Origin of the sequence: Bradyrhizobium sp. LA6.1 (assembly GCF_040547805.1) — a bacterium.
GTDB classification, from domain to species: domain Bacteria; phylum Pseudomonadota; class Alphaproteobacteria; order Rhizobiales; family Xanthobacteraceae; genus Bradyrhizobium; species Bradyrhizobium barranii.
The window spans coordinates 525045-540572 of the sequence record NZ_JBEPQK010000001.1; the positions used below are offsets into that span (position 1 = coordinate 525045).

Sequence of the window (15528 nt, forward strand, 5' to 3'; positions counted from 1 at the left end):
GATGCGGACGGGACCGATCGGTGTTATGAGCCGTCGCGGGTTTCGACGGCCGCATCGCGTGGCGAGGCAAGGCGCAGATCACGAAGTCGTGATCTTTCTGGTGCCGGCGTAACAAACTGAAAGAGCTGCCGAATTGCATGGTGAGGGCGCGTGCGCGGACGTGAGGACGAGTGGACCGGCCTGATGCGGTCGGCCATGGCAGGCGATGATGCGGCGTATCATCGCCTGTTGAAGGCGGTCACGCCTGTGCTGCGCGCTGCCGCGAGGCGGGGTCTGGCGCGGGCCGGGCAGCCTCCCGACCAGGCCGAGGATATCGTGCAGGAGATTTTGTTGGCGGTGCATCTGAAGCGGCACACCTGGGACAGCGAAGCCCCCTTCGCCCCGTGGCTGTTTGCGATCGGGCGCAACAAGCTGATCGATGCGCTCCGGCGGCGGGGCCGGCGGGTCTTCGTCAACATCGACGATTTCGCCGAGACGCTGCCGGGCGAGGCACCGCAGGAGACGGCCTCGGCGGCCGAGGTCGCAACGCAGCTCGACACGCTGCCGCAGCGCCAGCGCGACGTGCTGCAGTCGATCGCCGTCGACAGCGCTTCGATCAAGGACACGGCGTCAAAGTTTTCGATGAGCGAAGGTGCGGTGCGGGTCGCGCTGCATCGCGGACTTGCGGCGCTGACTGCCAAACTGCGGGACCACTAGTCATGGATACCGATCAACTCATTCGCTCGCTCGCGGCCGACAACGCCCATCGCGCGCCGCGCGTCGGCGCCGTGCTGACGATGGCGCTGCTGGTGGCGGCACCGTTCTCGATTCTGATCTTCGCCAGCTTCCTTGGCGTACGGCCCGACGTGATGACCGCCATGCACAATCCGTTCTTCGACACGAAGTTCGCGGTCACGCTGTCGCTTGCGATCCCAGCGATCATCGTGAGCCTGCATCTGTCGCGGCCCGAAGCCTTGATGCGCGGCTGGGGCTGGCTGCTGCTGCTTCCCGTCGGCCTGCTTGCGGTTGCGATCGGCAGCGAGACCATGATGGCCCCGGCGATGCCGATGACGATGCGGATGATGGGCAGGAACTCACGGGTGTGCCTGCTCGCGATCCCCGCAATGTCGCTGCCGCTGCTTGCAGGCGCGCTGTTCGGCCTGCGCCACGGCGCGCCGTCGCATCCTGCACTCGCCGGCGCGCTCGCCGGCCTGCTGTCGGCCGGCCTTGCCGCAACGCTCTACGCCTCGCACTGCACCGACGACTCGCCGCTCTTCGTCGCGACCTGGTATACGATTGCGACGGCACTCGTGACCGCGATCGGCGCCTACGCAGGTTCGAAAGTCTTGCGCTACTAGCGGTGCCGGCCTCACGCCACCGGCGTCGTGCCCTGCTGCATGCGGTGGAAGCGCAGCACCTGCTGCGCGGTCGATGAGCGCAGGGCCTCGTAGGCATCGCGCAGCGTCAGCATGTCGGTCTTCGAGCCGCCCGAGAGCTTTTCGCGCATGGCGATGATCGCGCGGACGCTCGACCATTGCATGCCCGCGACCTTGGCGAGGACCATCACGCCCTCGTTGCGGCTCTCGATCATCATGTTCTCGGCGGTCTCGACCGCGACGCCCGCGAGTGCTGCGAGCCCTGCATTGGTCTCGTCGAACTTGCCCTGCTCGGCGAAGCTGGTGACCTGGAACTCGTTGAGACGACCGTCCTCGTGCAGCGATCTCACCAGCGCGCGCGCCATTTCGGTCTGCCTGGTCATGGCGGCGGCGCGGACCCGCTGGGTCGCTTCCTGGACCACGCTGGACACTTCGTCCGCGAGCTCCGGATGCGCGGTCTCGAGCTTCCTGCGCACGCTCAGGGACGCCTTGGCGATCAGCTTCAGGTAGTGATGGCGCGGCAGGTCGGGCCGCAGGCCGATGCAGGTGGCGAGGTCATCGTCGCGTTCGGCGCGCGTGACGAGGTCGGTGAAACTTCCCTCGGAGAGCTTCGCGCCCGGATTGCTGACGGTCGATTGCACGACGTCTTCGTTGCCGCGCGCCACCAGCACGTCGGTCAGCGCTTCCGACAGCACCCGCCGCAGCGAGATCGCCTTGAGATGCGCCTGGCCCCTGGTGCGCGCGATCTCGATCAGGGTCGCCTCGTCCAGCCGTTCCGATTTCGAGAGCACGGGTCCGGAGACTTCGATCACCTCGTCGAGCGCGAGGGTGCGGATGATCTTGGGCGGCGCGGCCGCGATCGGCGCGAGACGGTTGGCGAGCAGCGTTCTCGCCGAGGCCTCGATCTGCTCGATCAAGCACTGGAACACGTCGTCGAACACCCTGATGTGCTCGTCGGAATAATCCACCGCATTGTTGATGAAGAGATCGGTGACGCGGCGCAGGGCCTCGACCCGGCGCGCGACGGTGCCGTGCGAGAGCGCGGTCTGCAATTCCTCAAGCAGGTTCTCGGATGGTTTGTCGGATTTCGATCTCATGGCCCTGTCCTGGAGCGTTCGGTCCGGCTGCGGCTTCTGCGCAGCCAGGAGAAAATGGATTAGTCAGCTCGTTGCAATTCGGTTGCGCCCTTGCGCCTTGGCGGAATAAAGCGCGCTGTCGGCGCGTGCGAGAAACGTGTCGGCAGTATCGTTGTCGCGCAGCGTCACGACGCCCGCGGAAATCGTCACCCGCATGCCGGGGGAAAATGCACTCCAGTCGAGATCGGCGACGATGCCGCGCAGCCGCTCGAGCATGCGCCCCGCCGCGCCGCCGTCGGTGCCCGGCAGCAGCAGCAGAAATTCCTCGCCGCCATAGCGGCCGAAAAAGTCGGCCGGGCGGATATTTGCAAAAATGGTGATGGCGAAGGTGCGCAGCACCTCGTCGCCGACGGGGTGGCCGTGGGCGTCGTTGATGCGCTTGAACCAGTCGAGATCGATCAGCGCGATGGCGCAAGGTGCGGACGCCTGCTGCGACTTTTCGACCTCTGCATCGAGCTGCCGCATGATGCAGCGGCGGTTGTAGGAGCCGGTGAGCTCGTCGAGCTCGGCGAGCTCCTCGATGCGTTGATAGGCGGCTTTCAACTCGATGCTGCGCCGGTACAGGACCTTTCGCAGTGTGGCGCCGAACAGGCCGAGGAAGGCGCACTGGCCGATTACCAGGACGAAGCACAGCATCGAGGCGGTCCGCTGGAGCCTGGTGGCGACTGGCATGCCGATCGGCAGGTCGGAGGCGAGGAAGACGGCCGCGAGGCAGGTCGTCGCGATCGCCCAGGTGAACATCGCCTGCGCCGAGGTCATGCGCAGCGTGCCGAAGGCGAAGATCAGGAACAGCACGCTGATGAAGGCGATGCCGAGGGTCGGCACCGACACTAGGAAGATGAACTGCAGCGCCATGTGCGCCGAGATCTGGAAGACGGTGAGATAGTGGTCGCTGTGCCTGTCGCCGACGCCGGCTTCCGACATCACGACGAAGATGCCGATGATCATCAGGCCGCCGACCCAGAACAGCGACGGAACGTTCATCGGGACGACGCCGTCATGGGCATAGATCAGCAGCACGAAGGCGCCGAGCGAGTAGCTCGCGACCTGGCCGACATACATCTGCCGGCGTTGCCGGACCCGGCGCGCTCGCACCTCGGGCGCAGCCGCGTCGGGCATGAGAACGAGATCCGCGACCTCAGCGGCATTCCTCTCCGGTAAGGTCGTCGCGGCCGTGCTCATTGTCCCGCCAAGGGTGAATGTCGCCCAAAAATCTACGCGGCAAGCCTTTAGGTTTGGTATCCTTCGAAATCGAATCCAAACGGTGCAGCGCGCAACAGGGTGACAGCGGCCGGCGGGGAAATTTGCCGGCGATTAGGCATCGTTGGCGACGGGGTCGAGCCAAAGCAGGGCTTGGTGAGACATACGTCGTGCAGGGCTGCTATGGTTCCATCATGTCGGGCCGTCCGCGCCGGACGGCATTGCGCAGGGAATGCTTCATTACTATGTTACCGTTATCGAGCGAGCCGGCCAACCGCCGCGGGTGGCAAAAGGAAAATTCGCGTATGTGGGGTAGATCACACAGACCCCCGTGTGACTGCGGTAGGCTGAAGAATTTCGCCCCGCCCGTCGAACCGTCCGCCGCGCCGACCCGACCAACTTTGCGAGACGGGCATTGAGCGTGACACAGGCGGCTTCGGACGAGGTCCTCATCGCCAGGATCGCTCAAGGTGACCGGCTCGCCATGCAGGTGCTGTACGGGCGGCACCACGTCAGGGTCTACAGGTTCGGGCTAAGGCTCGTGCGGGACGAGCAGGCGGCGGAAGACCTCATCAGCGAGGTGTTTCTCGACGTCTGGCGTCAAGCCGGCAAGTTCGAGGGTCGATCCGCCGTTTCCACCTGGCTGCTGGCCATCACCCGATTCAAGGCCCTGTCTGCGCTCCGGCGCAGGAAGGACGTTGGGTTGGACGACGAAGCTGCCAACGCGATCGAGGATTCGTCTGACGATCCGGAAATCGCGGTGCAGAAAAAGGATACCAGTGAAGCGTTGCGGGAGTGTCTGACGGGCCTCTCGCCGGACCACCGGGAAATCGTCGATCTCGTCTACTACCACGAGAAATCCGTGGAAGAAGTGGCCGAAATCGTCGGTATTCCGGAGAACACTGTGAAGACGCGCTTGTTCTATGCGCGCAAGAAACTGGCCGAACTGCTGAAGGCAGCCGGCGTTGAGCGAGGCTGGCCATGATGGCATTGAGCAAAAAGATGCTGGAGCAAGAGCCCAGTGAAATTGAACTGCTGCTGCCCTGGCACGCCGCCGGTACGCTGAACGCGCGTGACGCTCGCCGCGTCGAGGAAGCGCTGGCGCGTGATCCGGCGCTTGCAAAGCAATATGCCGCGATCCGCGGCGAGTACGAAGAGACGATCCATCTGAACGAGAGCTTAGGGGCTCCGTCGGCGCGGGCGATGCAGAAGCTGTTCGCCGCGATCGACGCCGAGCCGGCGCGGCCGGTCGGTTCGCTGCCGCTCTCGGCGCGCATCGCGACCTTCTTCTCGAGCCTGTCGCCGCGTACGCTGGCCTGGTCGGCGAGCCTGGGTGCCATCGCGCTGCTGCTCCAGGCCGGCATCATTGGCGCCGTGCTGATGAAGACCCAGCCCGCGACCTTCGAGACCGCTTCGCTGTCGGTCGGCGCGCCGATCACGCGTGAGCTTGGAGCTCCACCTGCGCGCGCGCTGGTGCGCTTCACGCCCGAGGCGCGCGTCGCCGACATCACCGCGCTGCTCGACAGCTACCAGGCTTCGATCATTGGCGATGCCAAGGGCGGCATGTTCCGTCTCCAGTTCGACAAGGCGATGGGCCGGGACGAGCTCGCCTCGCTGCTCGGCAGGATGTCGCGCGAGAAGTTCGTCAACCTCGCCGTCGCGGCGCCGTAAGGCGCCGCTGTACCGATGACGCGCAAGTCCGAGAGTAAGTCGCGAGCCGGGGCCTACGCTTCATCGGTTGGAGCTGCACTCCTGCTCGCTGCCGGTCTCGGCGTCGAGGTTGCGCAGGCGCAGGCGATCATGCGCACGCCGACGATCAGCGTCCCCACGCGCACCCCGACCATCTCTCCCAGCATCGCCGCGCGCGTCAGCCCCGGTGTCGGTGCGCGGGCTGTCGGCGTCGGCCCCGGCCCGCGTTCTATCCCTGCTATCCCGCGTACCACCACCACGGCGCGGATGAGACCGGTGCTGCCCTATGCGCGCTATTCGCCGAACCTGTACCCCGCCTGCACCGCCCCCTATCGCGACGCCGACGGCGAATGCCTGGCGCAGCCGGGCGCAGGCGGCGATGGCGCGGGCAAATCGGGCAAGAAGAGCGCCGGCAAGGGGCGGGGCAACAGCACGCCGGCCGCCGTCGACTTGCGCACCATCGCCAACGAATTCGTGGCCGAGATCGACGGCGCGCTGTCGGCGACCGAAGCCGACGAGCTTGCGCGTCGCCACGGCCTGACGCGTGTCTCATCCGAGAATTTCCCGCTGATCGGGGCGACGTTCGGCCTGTTCCGCATCACGGACGGCCGGCCTTCCGAGACGGTGCGGCGTGAGTTCGCCGCCGACGGCAGCGTGCGCTCGGTCCAGCCGAACTTCCGCTACGTGCTCCAGGATCAGAAATCGTCGGTGCCGACCGAGGGCGATCCCGCGCAATATGCGCTGGCCAGGCTGCGCCTGCCGCAAGCGCATACGCTGGCGCACGGCGCCAACGTGACGGTTGCCGTGATCGACTCCGGCATCGACGCCCAACATCCCGAGCTCGCCCATTCCATCGCCGACAACTTTGATGCGCTCGGCAGCGCCGAGGGCCCGCATGTCCATGGCACCGGCATTGCCGGCGCCATCGTGGCGCATGCCAAGCTGATGGGCAGCGCGCCCGAGGCGCGCATCATCGCCATCCGCGCCTTTGGCGGCTCGACGGGCGGAGCCCAGAGCTCGTCCTACATCGTCCTGCGCTCGCTGAATTACGCCGCCGAGCACGGCGCGCAGATCGTCAATATGAGCTTTGCCGGTCCGAAGGACGCCGTAATCGAGCGCGCCATCGCGGCGGCCGCTGCCCGCGGGCTGGTGCTGATCGCGGCCGCCGGCAATGCCGGCGCGAAATCGCCGCCGCTCTATCCGGCCGCCAATCCCAACGTGATCGCGGTCAGCGCGACCGACCAGCAGGACAAGCTGTTCTCGGCGTCCAATCGCGGCAACTACATCGCGCTGGCGGCGCCCGGCGTCGACATCTTCCTGCCCGCGCCCGACGGCAAGTACCAGATGACCTCGGGGACCTCGTTCTCGGCCGCCTATGTCTCGGGCGTCGCCGCGCTGCTGCTCGAGCGCAATTACACGCTCAAGCCGGAGGCGCTGCGCATGACGCTGGCGAAGACCGCGCGCGACCTCGGTTCACCCGGCCGTGATGATCTCTTCGGCGACGGTGAGGCCGACGCGTTTGCCGCGGTGATGGCCGTTCCCGTCGACAACGCGACGCCTGTTGCGGCTGCGTCGGGTACAACAAAACGTGAAGATGCCGAGAAGCGTCGCGACGAGCCTGGCGTCCGCGCGATCGAACAACCCTCGCTGTCGAGCGCAGGCGATAAATCCACGATTTCTCAGGCGGATAGGCCGGCGACGCGATAGCGGCTGCGACAACTTTGCGCGCGGTGCGAAGGCCAAGAAATCGAACGCCGCATTGAACGTTAAGCCGGCTGCCACGACCAAATTATGTGGGAGCGGTCATCCCTCCCCATAAGTCATATCAGGCGCGAGCGCCCATCCACCCCAAGCGCCCATATGGCTCGACCCGTCCGGTTGTCCCCCCGGACGGGTCTTTTCTTTTCAGGCGTCTGATTTCTTGAACCGCTCGGTGCGATCAGCTTCCGGTTGAACGAACGCGGCGGCGCCCCTTGTCGGCGTCCGCGAGTCGCCCCCGCAGGCCGGTTATGCTTGTGCGAAGCTTGACTCGAAAACACAGCAATTGTCCGCACGACTACGGTGATTGACGACGACCGGCGTGTCGTTGCTGGACAAGTCAAAACTTTTCCACAAAATATTCATGTCGCGTCTAAATTGATTCGTGTGCGTTGCGTCGCGTCCGTATTTTTCTCCCAACGGGCTGGTTTATGACACATCGCCAAGAGGCTGTTCGCGACGTGGCGCGTGGCCGCGACATTGCGGCACGCTGGTGCGCTCTCGCCGAGCAGCGGCTGGAACATCTCTCCGAAATGTTCGAGACCGGACGCTGGCGCCGCTATCACTCCGAGATCGCATTCCTCGAAAACATCCAGGAAGCCAAGCGCGCCGTCCAGACCTGGCGCGCGCTCGCGACCGGTGCTGACGTGGCCGCGGCGGCCGCGAGTGTCTCGCCCGTATTCGGCTGGTCGCCGGCGACCATGCCCCGCGTGTTTCCGCGCGACCAACAGGCGCAGACCGTGCAGCCGAAGGCCGTCCGCATCGCCGCGGAGACCACCGTCCCGGTCAGGCTCGCAGCCAAGCCGGAGGTCCTTGCCGAAATCACCGAAGCCCCGCTCGTGCCGCGAGCGACGCCTGCTGCGATGGCATTGTTCACTGCGCCCGCCGCTGTCGCGCCGCTCAAGGCTCCCGCCGCGCGGGCGCCACTCACCGCACCCGCCGTGAGGTCGCCGGTCGCCGCGCCTGCCGCAATGGCGGCGTTCACCACGCCTGCCGTGAAGGCGGCGTTCGCCGCACCTGCCGTGAAGGCGCCCCCCGCCACGCCTGCTGCAATGGCAACGCTTCTGCCGCAGTTCGCTCCGCCCGCCGCCGAAATCGTCGCCGCACCCGAGCGCGTCGTCGAATTCACCTTCAGCCTTGACGGCCTGCAAGCGAAGTACCCGCTGCTGAGGAACGCGTTTTAAGGCGGACATTCAAGACGGTCGCCGCGACTTCTTGCGCCGTCATCCTGAGGTGCGAGACACGTGGCGCAATGCGCCGCGTGGGGAGCCTCGAAGGATGCGCGGCCCGTCTGCCGCCGCGCTGACGCTTACTTCTTGGACCTCGGCGCCCCCGCCCGCCGCCGCGCAAGCTGGCTCACCGATCCCCAATCCGAGCGAATGAGCGCCTCCTTCTTGGCGCGACTCCACCCCTTGAGCTGTCCTCAGCCGCAATGCCGTCGGTGATCCGATCGAAATACTCCGACCACATCAGGACCACTGGCCGTCTCGAATAGGTGTATCCCGGATGGGCACCGGCATTGTGTTCGTCGACGCGTCTCGACACGTCCTCGCCGGTAGCGCTCCCGATATAGAAGGGGCCATCCGCACAGCGCAGCATGTAGACATAGATGCCCACAACATCATCCTTCGAGGCTCCCCGCGCGCTGCTCCGCACCGCACGGCTCGCACCTCAGGATGACGGCAGTGTTTTGGTTGTCAAGTTTTGGTACGACAATCTCAGGCGATCCCCGTCATCCTGAGGCGCGAGACACGTGGCGCAATGCGCCGCGTGGGGAGCCTCGAAGGATGCGCGGCCCGTCTGCCAACGGCGCAACTACCGCCGCACCGCGTTGCCGCCGACCATCAGCTGTGCGAAGCGCTGTGCGCCGTCTGCCGACAGATCCGACGTCATTGCACGGGCGTGATCGAGCCCAACCACGGCGCCGCGCGGGGTTTCCGAGATCATGTTGTTGTTGACGAGCGCGGTGCCTGCGCCGGACACCACCGAGACGCCGACGCCGGCCAGCGCCTTGCGGATCACATTGCCCGTGATCGCGACGTCGCGCAGATATTTGCCCCAGCCGGCGACGATGCCATAGGACGGCGCGTTCTCGATCACATTGCCGGTCACAGAGCTGTCAGCCTCGATGTAGATGCCGACACCGGCATCGTCGTCGGGGGCGGTGCCGATCGGCCGCTTCGGGATCAGGTTGCGGATGATGTTGCCCTGGACCACCGCGATGCGGCCGCCTTCGTTGAAATTGCAGACGGAGACGCCGACGGCGGCACCATCGACCGTGTTGTTGGCGATCATCGCGGCCTCGAACGAAAACTCCGAATAGAGCGCGACCTCGCGCACGTCGCTGACGCTGTTGCCTGATATGTGGATGTTCGACGCCGAATTGCCGCGCACCGCCGAGTAGTCGCAGTTCCTGATGCGGTTGCCGCGCACGATCACGTTGCCGGCGCGAAACGCGTTGATGGCGTTGCCGTACTGGCCCGAGCCGCCGGGACCGGCCTTGATGTCCTCGATGCGGTTATCGGTGACCAGCGTGCCGTCGTCGCCGATTGCGGTGCGCAGGATCTCGATGCCGTTATCGTTGGTGCCGATGATGGTGTTGCGCGAGACGCTGAGGCCTCTCGCGTCGAACGAAACCACCGCCGTCACCGCGATGTTGGTGAAGATGTTGCCGGAGATGTCGCCGGACACCTGCTCGAGCCAGATGCCGCTGCCGCCGGAGCCGGTGATCTCGCAATCGGTGATGCGGACGTCACGCCCGCCGAGGACGTGGATCAGGCCACGCCGCGTCGGCAGCGGAATGCCGCCGCCGTTGAAGGTGATGCCGGTCAGGCCGATCGAGTCCGAGCCGTCGCTCTGGATCGCCGCGGCTCCGCCGGTGAAGACGAATTTTGTCGCGCCGCGCATGCCGATCAGCTGAGCGCCATTCGGCAACCGTAGCAATCCGCTGCGATAGATGCCGGGTGGCAGCGCCAGCGGCACCTGTGCCCGCGCAACTTCGTCGATGGCGCGCTGGAGCACGCGGGTCTGGTCCTCGCTGCTGCCGGGCCGCACGCCGTATTGCGTGGCATCGCGGCCGAGCAGGGATGTCAGCGGCGCCGCGCGCGCGGCGTCGGCCGGCATGGCGAGGGCGCCCGCGATGCCTGCGGTCGAAGCTCCGATGAGATGGCGGCGATTGAGGTCCATGACGCATCCTTCGGCGGACGCGGGAGGTCCGCGACCGACTAGGTAGCGCAGGGTGGCTGGGGCGGTGAGGATTGTTCGCGGTAGGGTTAAATGTTTACCCAGAGCAAGGTGCCGTAGGGTGGGCAAAGTGTAGCGTGCCCACCATTGTTACACGAATGCGGATGTATGGTGGGCACGGCGCTACGCGCCTTTGCCCACCCTACGAAATCTGAGTGTTCCGCTGCTTCCTTGCCAATCCCACCATCTCCATCAGCATGGCCTCGCCGGCGTCCACCAGCTCCTCCAGCGTGATCCGGGCTGCGCCCTTGCGGCGGACGGCGCCGCTGCGCGCGAGCAGGGGAATGTGGATGAACGCCGCGAGCTGCGGTCCGCCCGCCCTCACATTCTCGATCGCGCGCCAGCTCAGATAATTGCAGAGATAGGCGCCGGCATCGCGCGAGGCGCGCGCGTCGATGCCGGTGAGGCGCGCGGCGCGCAGCAGTCTTGCCGTGTGCGGACCGAACGTCATCGCGTCCGCATGGCCGGCGATGCCGCGCTTGCTGGAGCGGGTGTTGGCGGCATCGGGCCAGAGCATGGTGACAGCGTTGCGTGCGCGGGTCTCGATGCGGAGGTAAGGCGTGCGCGCGGCGAGGCCGAACATCAGCAGCGCGTCGGGCTTCTCCTTCGCGAGCACATCAGGCAATTGCAGGTCGACCGCAGCATAGGTGACCGGGAAAATGTGGCTCGTGATCGTGACATCGTCGAGCGCCGGACGGCGCAATTGCGCCAGCCGCGCCACCAGTGGCTGGGTCGGGTTATAGGGCGCGCCGGGAAACGGTCCGAACCCGGTGAGGAGAATGCGGAGCTTTTCGCTCATTGCAGCAGCTCCAAAATCTGCCCGGCGGCGAGTGCCGGCGTGAGATGGCCTTCGGCCACCTCAGCCTCGATTTTCCTGACCTTGGTTCGCACCGACGCCTCGCTGCGCAGCCGCGCCAGCATGCGCTGCTCCAGCATCGACCACATCCACTTCACCTGCTGCTCGCGCCGCCGTGCAGCGAAGTCGCCGGACGCGTTCATCGCCTTGCGGTGATCCAGAACCTTCTGCCAGAGTTTTGCGATCCCGTCGCCGGTCAGCGCCGAATAGGTCTCGACCGGCGGGTGCCAATGCTCGGACCGCGGCGCCAAAATATGCAGCGCGCCGCGATAGTCGGCGGCAGTGATGTTGGCGCGCTTGAGGTTGTCGCCGTCGGCCTTGTTGATCGCGATCATGTCGGCGAGCTCGACCAGGCCCTTCTTGATGCCTTGCAGCTCGTCGCCGCCGCCCGGCAGCATCAGCGCGAGGAAGAAGTCGGTCATGTCACAAACTGCGGTCTCGGACTGGCCGATGCCGACGGTCTCGACCAGCACGACGTCGAAGCCGGCGGCCTCGCACAACAGCATGGCCTCACGCGTCTTGGCGGCGACGCCGCCGAGCGTGCCTGACGATGGCGAGGGACGGATGAAGGCGTCATTGGAGGCCGACAGCCGCGCCATCCGCGTCTTGTCGCCAAGGATCGATCCGCCGCTGCGCGCCGAGGACGGATCGACCGCGAGCACCGCGACCTTGTTTCCCTGCTCGATGAGATACGTCCCGAGCACATCGATGGTGGTGGACTTGCCGACGCCGGGCGAGCCGGTGATGCCGACCCGAACCGCCTTGCCGGTGTCGGGCAGCAACTTCTGCACCAGTTCGCGCGCCAGCGCCTGATGGTCGCTGCGCCGGCTTTCCACCAGCGTGATGGCGCGGGCGAGGGCTGCGCGACTGCCGGAGCGCAAGTCGCGGGCGAGGGTTTTGATGTCCAGCGAGGCCTTCTTCTCAGTCATGCCCTGCTTTACAACGCTCCGGCGGGGCAGGCGAGGGCCGCTCGCCCGATATCACCGAGTCGTTGCCGCTGCCGTCTGCACCGGCTTCACCTTGCGCCAGATCCACACCAGCACCGGCCAGAGCAGCGCGCCGATCGCCATGGCGGCGAGGATCGCCGCGACGGGCCGCTCGAAGAACGGCAGGATACTGCCGTCGGACTTGATCAGCGAGGTCACGAAGGCCTGCTCGACCATGGTGCCCATGACGATGCCGAGCACCATCGCGGCCACCGGATAGCCGTTGGCCTCCATCACGTAGCCGATGATGCCGAAGGCGGCGACGGTGACGACGCCGAACATGTTGTTGCCGATCGCGAACGAGCCGACCGCGCAGCACAGCATGATGATCGGCATGATGGCGGAGCGCGGCGCCAGCAGGATGTAGGCGGCGATCCGGATCATGGCGATGCCGAGCGGGATCATCAGGATGTTCGCGATGATGAACATCAGGTAGATCGCGTACATGCTCGACGCCTTCTCGGTGAACAGCGTCGGGCCGGGATTGAGGCCCTTCATGTAGAGCACACCGATCGCGATCGCGGCGATGGTGTCGCCGGGAATGCCGAACAGCAGCGAGGGCACCCAGCCCGAGGCGATGCTGGCATTGTTGCTGGCGCCGGCCTCGACCAGGCCCTCGACGTGGCCGGTGCCGAATTTCTCCGGCTCCTTCGAGAAGCGCTTCGACATCGCGTAGGAGACCCAGGCGGCCATGTCGGCGCCGGCGCCGGGCAGCACGCCGATGATGATGCCAATGATGTTTCCACGCGTCATCTGCCAGTGATACTTCTTGGTCAGCTTCCACTGGCCGGCCATGATGCTTCCGAATTTTCGTCGCGGCAGCGGCGGTGGCTCGGGCGTCAGCATCGCGCGCATCACCTGCGCCACCGCGAACACGCCGACCAGCGCCGGGATCGGCTCGATGCCGCCGAACAAATCGGTGATGCCGAAGGTGAAGCGCGGCACGCCGCCGGGATTCTCGATGCCGATGCAGGACACCAGCAGGCCGAGGAACATGCCCGCGATCGCCTTCACCGGCGAGGAGCGCGCGACCAACGTGGCGCACATCAGGCCGAGCAGCGCCAGCCAGAAATATTCGAAGGTGGAGAACGACAGCGCGATCTCGGCGAGCGGCGGCGCCAGGATCATCAGCGACAGCACGCCGGCGATGCCGCCGACGGCGGAGAACCAGACGCCGGCCCCCAGCGCCAGCTCGGCCTGGCCCTTGCGCGTCATGGCGTAGGCCTCGTCGGCATAGGCGGCCGAGGCGGGGGTGCCGGGAATGCGCAGCAGCGCGCCGGGGATGTCGCCCGAGAAGATCGCCATCGAGGAGGCCGCGACGATGGTCGCGATTGCCGCGATCGGCGAGAGATAGAAGGTGACGGGAACGAGCAGGGCGGTCGCCATCGTTGCCGACAGGCCCGGCAGCGAGCCGATGACGAGGCCGTACACGGAGGCTGCGAACATCGCGATGATGACCTCCCAGGTGGAGATCAGCGCGAACGCTTCAATCAGGGTTTTCAGCATGGGATCACCAGGGCGTCGGCAGCAGGCCGGCGGGGAGCGGCACGCGCAGCAGCTTGCCGAAGATGAGGTGGATGCCGAACGGCGACAGTGCCGCGAGCGGCAGCGCCAGCTTCCACTTCGCCCCGAGCGCGGTCGAGGTGACGTAGACCATGATCGCCGCGGTGATGATGAAGCCGAGCCGGTCGGCGGCGGCGACGTAGAACAGCAGCAGCGCCGGCGGCAGCAGAGCGCGCAGACCATAGAGCTTGCCCTGCGGCGGCGGCGCAGCCGCCACCTGGCCGTCCTCGAGCGGGACCAGCTCTTCCTCCTCCTCGAAGGAATGGCCGATGCCGAACACGATCGCGAGCCCGCACAGCGCGAGCCCGACACCGATCACGAGCGGAAATACGTTGGGGCCGACCGGCTGCCCCGGCACCGGCGGCAGGATCCAGCCGCCATAGGCAGCCGCCGCGCCGAGCACGACGAGAAACGATCCCGTGACGGAGTCGGGAAGACGCATGTGAGAATCCTATGCGAGGTATTCTCCCTCTCCCCACGCGCGGGGAGAGGGTTGGGGTGAGGGGGGCTCTCCACGGGGGAGGTGAGAATTGGACTCGTGGAGAGTCCCCCTCACCCGGAACCCGCGCCTCGCGCGAATTCCGGCCTCTCCCCGCAAGCGGGGAGAGGCGATCAGAGCATCGCAGGTGCGGATCACGCCTTGCTCAGGCCGGCGGCCTTCATCGCCTCGCCCATCTGGGCGTCGCCCTTGTCCATGAAGCTTGCGAACTGACCGGCATCGCCCCACACCGTGCCGAAGCCGCGGTTGCTCATGAAGTCCTTGAACTCGGCGGAGTCGTAGACCTTCTTCAGCGCCGCGGTGAGCTTCGTTGCGATTTCCGGCGGCAGGTTCTTCGGTGCGCCGATGCCGCGCCAGGCGCCGGTCGCGTAATCGATCCCCATCGCCTCCTTCAGCGTCGGCACGTCCTTGAAGATCGGGTTGCGCGCCGGCGCCATGATGGCAAGGCTCCTTGCCTTGCCGGCCTCGATGATGGCGCGCGCCTCCGGCACCGAGCACGTCGTGAGGTCGAGGCCGCCGGCGGCGAGATCCTGCATCGCCGGTGCCGCGCCGTTCGACGGCACCCAGGCGACCTGGTTGGCGGGCAGGCCCATCGCCTGCATCCAGCCGACCAGCGCGAGATGCCAGATGCCGCCCTGGCCGGTGCCCGACGCCTTGAACTTGCCGGGAGGTGCCGCCTTGATGGCTTCGGCGAGCTCCTTCACCGTCTTGTAGGGCGAGGAGGAGGAGACCTGGATGCCCGGCGGGTCCTCGTTCATCAGCGCCAGCGGCGTGTAGCTCTTCGGCGTCAGCTCGGTGAGACCCTGCCAGTGCATCATCGAGATTTCGACGGTGAGCATGCCGATCGTGTAGCCGTCCGGCTGCGCGGTCGCGATCGCGCTATGGCCGACCACGCCTGAACCGCCGGTGCGGTTGACGACGTTGAAGGGCTGGCCGAGATCCTTTTCCAGCAGGGCTGCGACAATGCGCGCAGTCGCGTCGGTGCCGCCACCGGCGCCCCAGGGCACGATCACGGTGACCGGCCGCGCCGGATACGCCTGTGCGCGTGCGGGTGTGAGACCGAATGCGGCGGATGCGGCAATCGCGGCGGAAGAGGCCGCAAAAGTGCGGCGCGAAATCTTGGACATCAATGCCTCCCAGCGGCGCCCGTGACACCGGGCGCTCTTGTCAATGAAGGCATTCTAGTCGGCTTTGCGGCGCCGCTGCAAGGTAGCGCTACCACAGCGCTGTGAGCAATGTGTCG

Annotated in this window: 14 protein-coding genes and 1 pseudogene; 6 read left to right on the top strand and 9 right to left on the bottom strand. The window is 66.4% G+C overall.

What is annotated here, in order from left to right; translation table 11 throughout:
- Window positions 1-150: 150 nt before the first annotated feature.
- Together ABIB99_RS02325 and ABIB99_RS02330 are read left to right on the top strand one after the other, a co-directional pair.
- Window positions 151-696, top strand: coding sequence for a sigma-70 family RNA polymerase sigma factor (locus ABIB99_RS02325; protein WP_028146986.1), 546 nt, complete (start codon window positions 151-153; stop codon window positions 694-696).
- Window positions 697-698: 2 nt separating this feature from the next.
- Window positions 699-1337, top strand: a complete 639-nt coding sequence (locus tag ABIB99_RS02330; RefSeq protein ID WP_354174730.1) for an NrsF family protein — start codon at window positions 699-701, stop codon at window positions 1335-1337.
- Window positions 1338-1348: 11 nt separating this feature from the next.
- Here the strand turns inward: ABIB99_RS02330 and ABIB99_RS02335 are convergent, their stop codons facing one another.
- The gene (locus ABIB99_RS02335) at window positions 1349-2452 is read right to left on the bottom strand and encodes a DUF2336 domain-containing protein (RefSeq protein ID WP_354174732.1); all 1104 of its coding nucleotides are present in this window, start codon (window positions 2450-2452) and stop codon (window positions 1349-1351) included.
- Window positions 2453-2515: 63 nt separating this feature from the next.
- Window positions 2516-3673: a GGDEF domain-containing protein gene (locus ABIB99_RS02340; protein WP_354174734.1), complete on the bottom strand. Its 1158-nt coding sequence runs from the start codon at window positions 3671-3673 to the stop codon at window positions 2516-2518.
- A gap of 433 nt (window positions 3674-4106) precedes the next feature.
- On the opposite strand from ABIB99_RS02340, the gene ABIB99_RS02345 reads away from it, so the two are divergent.
- From ABIB99_RS02345 to ABIB99_RS02360, 4 genes are all read left to right on the top strand, one after another.
- Window positions 4107-4676, top strand: coding sequence for a sigma-70 family RNA polymerase sigma factor (locus ABIB99_RS02345; RefSeq protein WP_008140099.1), 570 nt, complete (start codon window positions 4107-4109; stop codon window positions 4674-4676).
- Window positions 4673-5362, top strand: coding sequence for a hypothetical protein (locus ABIB99_RS02350; RefSeq protein ID WP_063984606.1), 690 nt, complete (start codon window positions 4673-4675; stop codon window positions 5360-5362). The genes ABIB99_RS02345 and ABIB99_RS02350 overlap by 4 nt, the downstream gene beginning before the upstream one ends.
- Before the next feature lie 15 nt (window positions 5363-5377).
- The gene (locus ABIB99_RS02355) at window positions 5378-7087 is read left to right on the top strand and encodes a S8 family serine peptidase (RefSeq protein ID WP_354174737.1); all 1710 of its coding nucleotides are present in this window, start codon (window positions 5378-5380) and stop codon (window positions 7085-7087) included.
- A gap of 512 nt (window positions 7088-7599) precedes the next feature.
- Complete coding sequence (locus ABIB99_RS02360; RefSeq protein ID WP_354174904.1) at window positions 7600-8322, top strand: TIGR03809 family protein; 723 nt, start codon at window positions 7600-7602, stop codon at window positions 8320-8322.
- A gap of 125 nt (window positions 8323-8447) precedes the next feature.
- Here ABIB99_RS02360 and ABIB99_RS02365 read toward each other — a convergent pair.
- From ABIB99_RS02365 to ABIB99_RS02395, 7 genes and pseudogenes are all read right to left on the bottom strand, one after another.
- A pseudogene (locus ABIB99_RS02365) lies at window positions 8448-8755 on the bottom strand (GIY-YIG nuclease family protein).
- A gap of 198 nt (window positions 8756-8953) precedes the next feature.
- The gene (locus ABIB99_RS02370) at window positions 8954-10324 is read right to left on the bottom strand and encodes a TIGR03808 family TAT-translocated repetitive protein (protein WP_354174739.1); all 1371 of its coding nucleotides are present in this window, start codon (window positions 10322-10324) and stop codon (window positions 8954-8956) included.
- A 199-nt stretch (window positions 10325-10523) separates the two neighbouring features.
- Window positions 10524-11180 carry a pyroglutamyl-peptidase I gene (locus tag ABIB99_RS02375; RefSeq protein WP_354174741.1) on the bottom strand — a complete coding sequence of 219 codons (657 nt, stop codon included), beginning with the start codon at window positions 11178-11180 and terminating at the stop codon, window positions 10524-10526.
- The gene (meaB, locus tag ABIB99_RS02380; protein WP_354174743.1) at window positions 11177-12166 is read right to left on the bottom strand and encodes a methylmalonyl Co-A mutase-associated GTPase MeaB; all 990 of its coding nucleotides are present in this window, start codon (window positions 12164-12166) and stop codon (window positions 11177-11179) included. Before meaB ends, ABIB99_RS02375 begins: the two co-directional genes overlap by 4 nt.
- Window positions 12167-12217: 51 nt before the next feature.
- Window positions 12218-13729 carry a tripartite tricarboxylate transporter permease gene (locus ABIB99_RS02385; RefSeq protein WP_208085735.1) on the bottom strand — a complete coding sequence of 504 codons (1512 nt, stop codon included), beginning with the start codon at window positions 13727-13729 and terminating at the stop codon, window positions 12218-12220.
- A 4-nt stretch (window positions 13730-13733) separates the two neighbouring features.
- Window positions 13734-14228 (bottom strand): tripartite tricarboxylate transporter TctB family protein, encoded by a 495-nt coding sequence (locus tag ABIB99_RS02390; RefSeq protein ID WP_354174745.1) that lies wholly within the window; start codon window positions 14226-14228, stop codon window positions 13734-13736.
- Window positions 14229-14419: 191 nt separating this feature from the next.
- Window positions 14420-15412: a tripartite tricarboxylate transporter substrate binding protein gene (locus ABIB99_RS02395; protein WP_028146998.1), complete on the bottom strand. Its 993-nt coding sequence runs from the start codon at window positions 15410-15412 to the stop codon at window positions 14420-14422.
- Window positions 15413-15528 lie beyond the last annotated feature (116 nt).

Bases quoted from the DNA above. Each gene is read 5' to 3' on its own strand.
- ABIB99_RS02330 (WP_354174730.1), top strand. From the start codon at position 699: ATGGATACCGATCAACTCATTCGCTCGCTCGCGGCCGACAACGCCCAT.
- ABIB99_RS02335 (WP_354174732.1), bottom strand. From the start codon at position 2,452: ATGAGATCGAAATCCGACAAACCATCCGAGAACCTGCTTGAGGAATTG.
- ABIB99_RS02340 (WP_354174734.1), bottom strand. From the start codon at position 3,673: ATGAGCACGGCCGCGACGACCTTACCGGAGAGGAATGCCGCTGAGGTC.
- ABIB99_RS02350 (WP_063984606.1), top strand. From the start codon at position 4,673: ATGATGGCATTGAGCAAAAAGATGCTGGAGCAAGAGCCCAGTGAAATT.
- ABIB99_RS02355 (WP_354174737.1), top strand. From the start codon at position 5,378: ATGACGCGCAAGTCCGAGAGTAAGTCGCGAGCCGGGGCCTACGCTTCA.
- ABIB99_RS02370 (WP_354174739.1), bottom strand. From the start codon at position 10,324: ATGGACCTCAATCGCCGCCATCTCATCGGAGCTTCGACCGCAGGCATC.
- ABIB99_RS02375 (WP_354174741.1), bottom strand. From the start codon at position 11,180: ATGAGCGAAAAGCTCCGCATTCTCCTCACCGGGTTCGGACCGTTTCCC.
- meaB (WP_354174743.1), bottom strand. From the start codon at position 12,166: ATGACTGAGAAGAAGGCCTCGCTGGACATCAAAACCCTCGCCCGCGAC.
- ABIB99_RS02385 (WP_208085735.1), bottom strand. From the start codon at position 13,729: ATGCTGAAAACCCTGATTGAAGCGTTCGCGCTGATCTCCACCTGGGAG.
- ABIB99_RS02390 (WP_354174745.1), bottom strand. From the start codon at position 14,228: ATGCGTCTTCCCGACTCCGTCACGGGATCGTTTCTCGTCGTGCTCGGC.
- ABIB99_RS02395 (WP_028146998.1), bottom strand. From the start codon at position 15,412: ATGTCCAAGATTTCGCGCCGCACTTTTGCGGCCTCTTCCGCCGCGATT.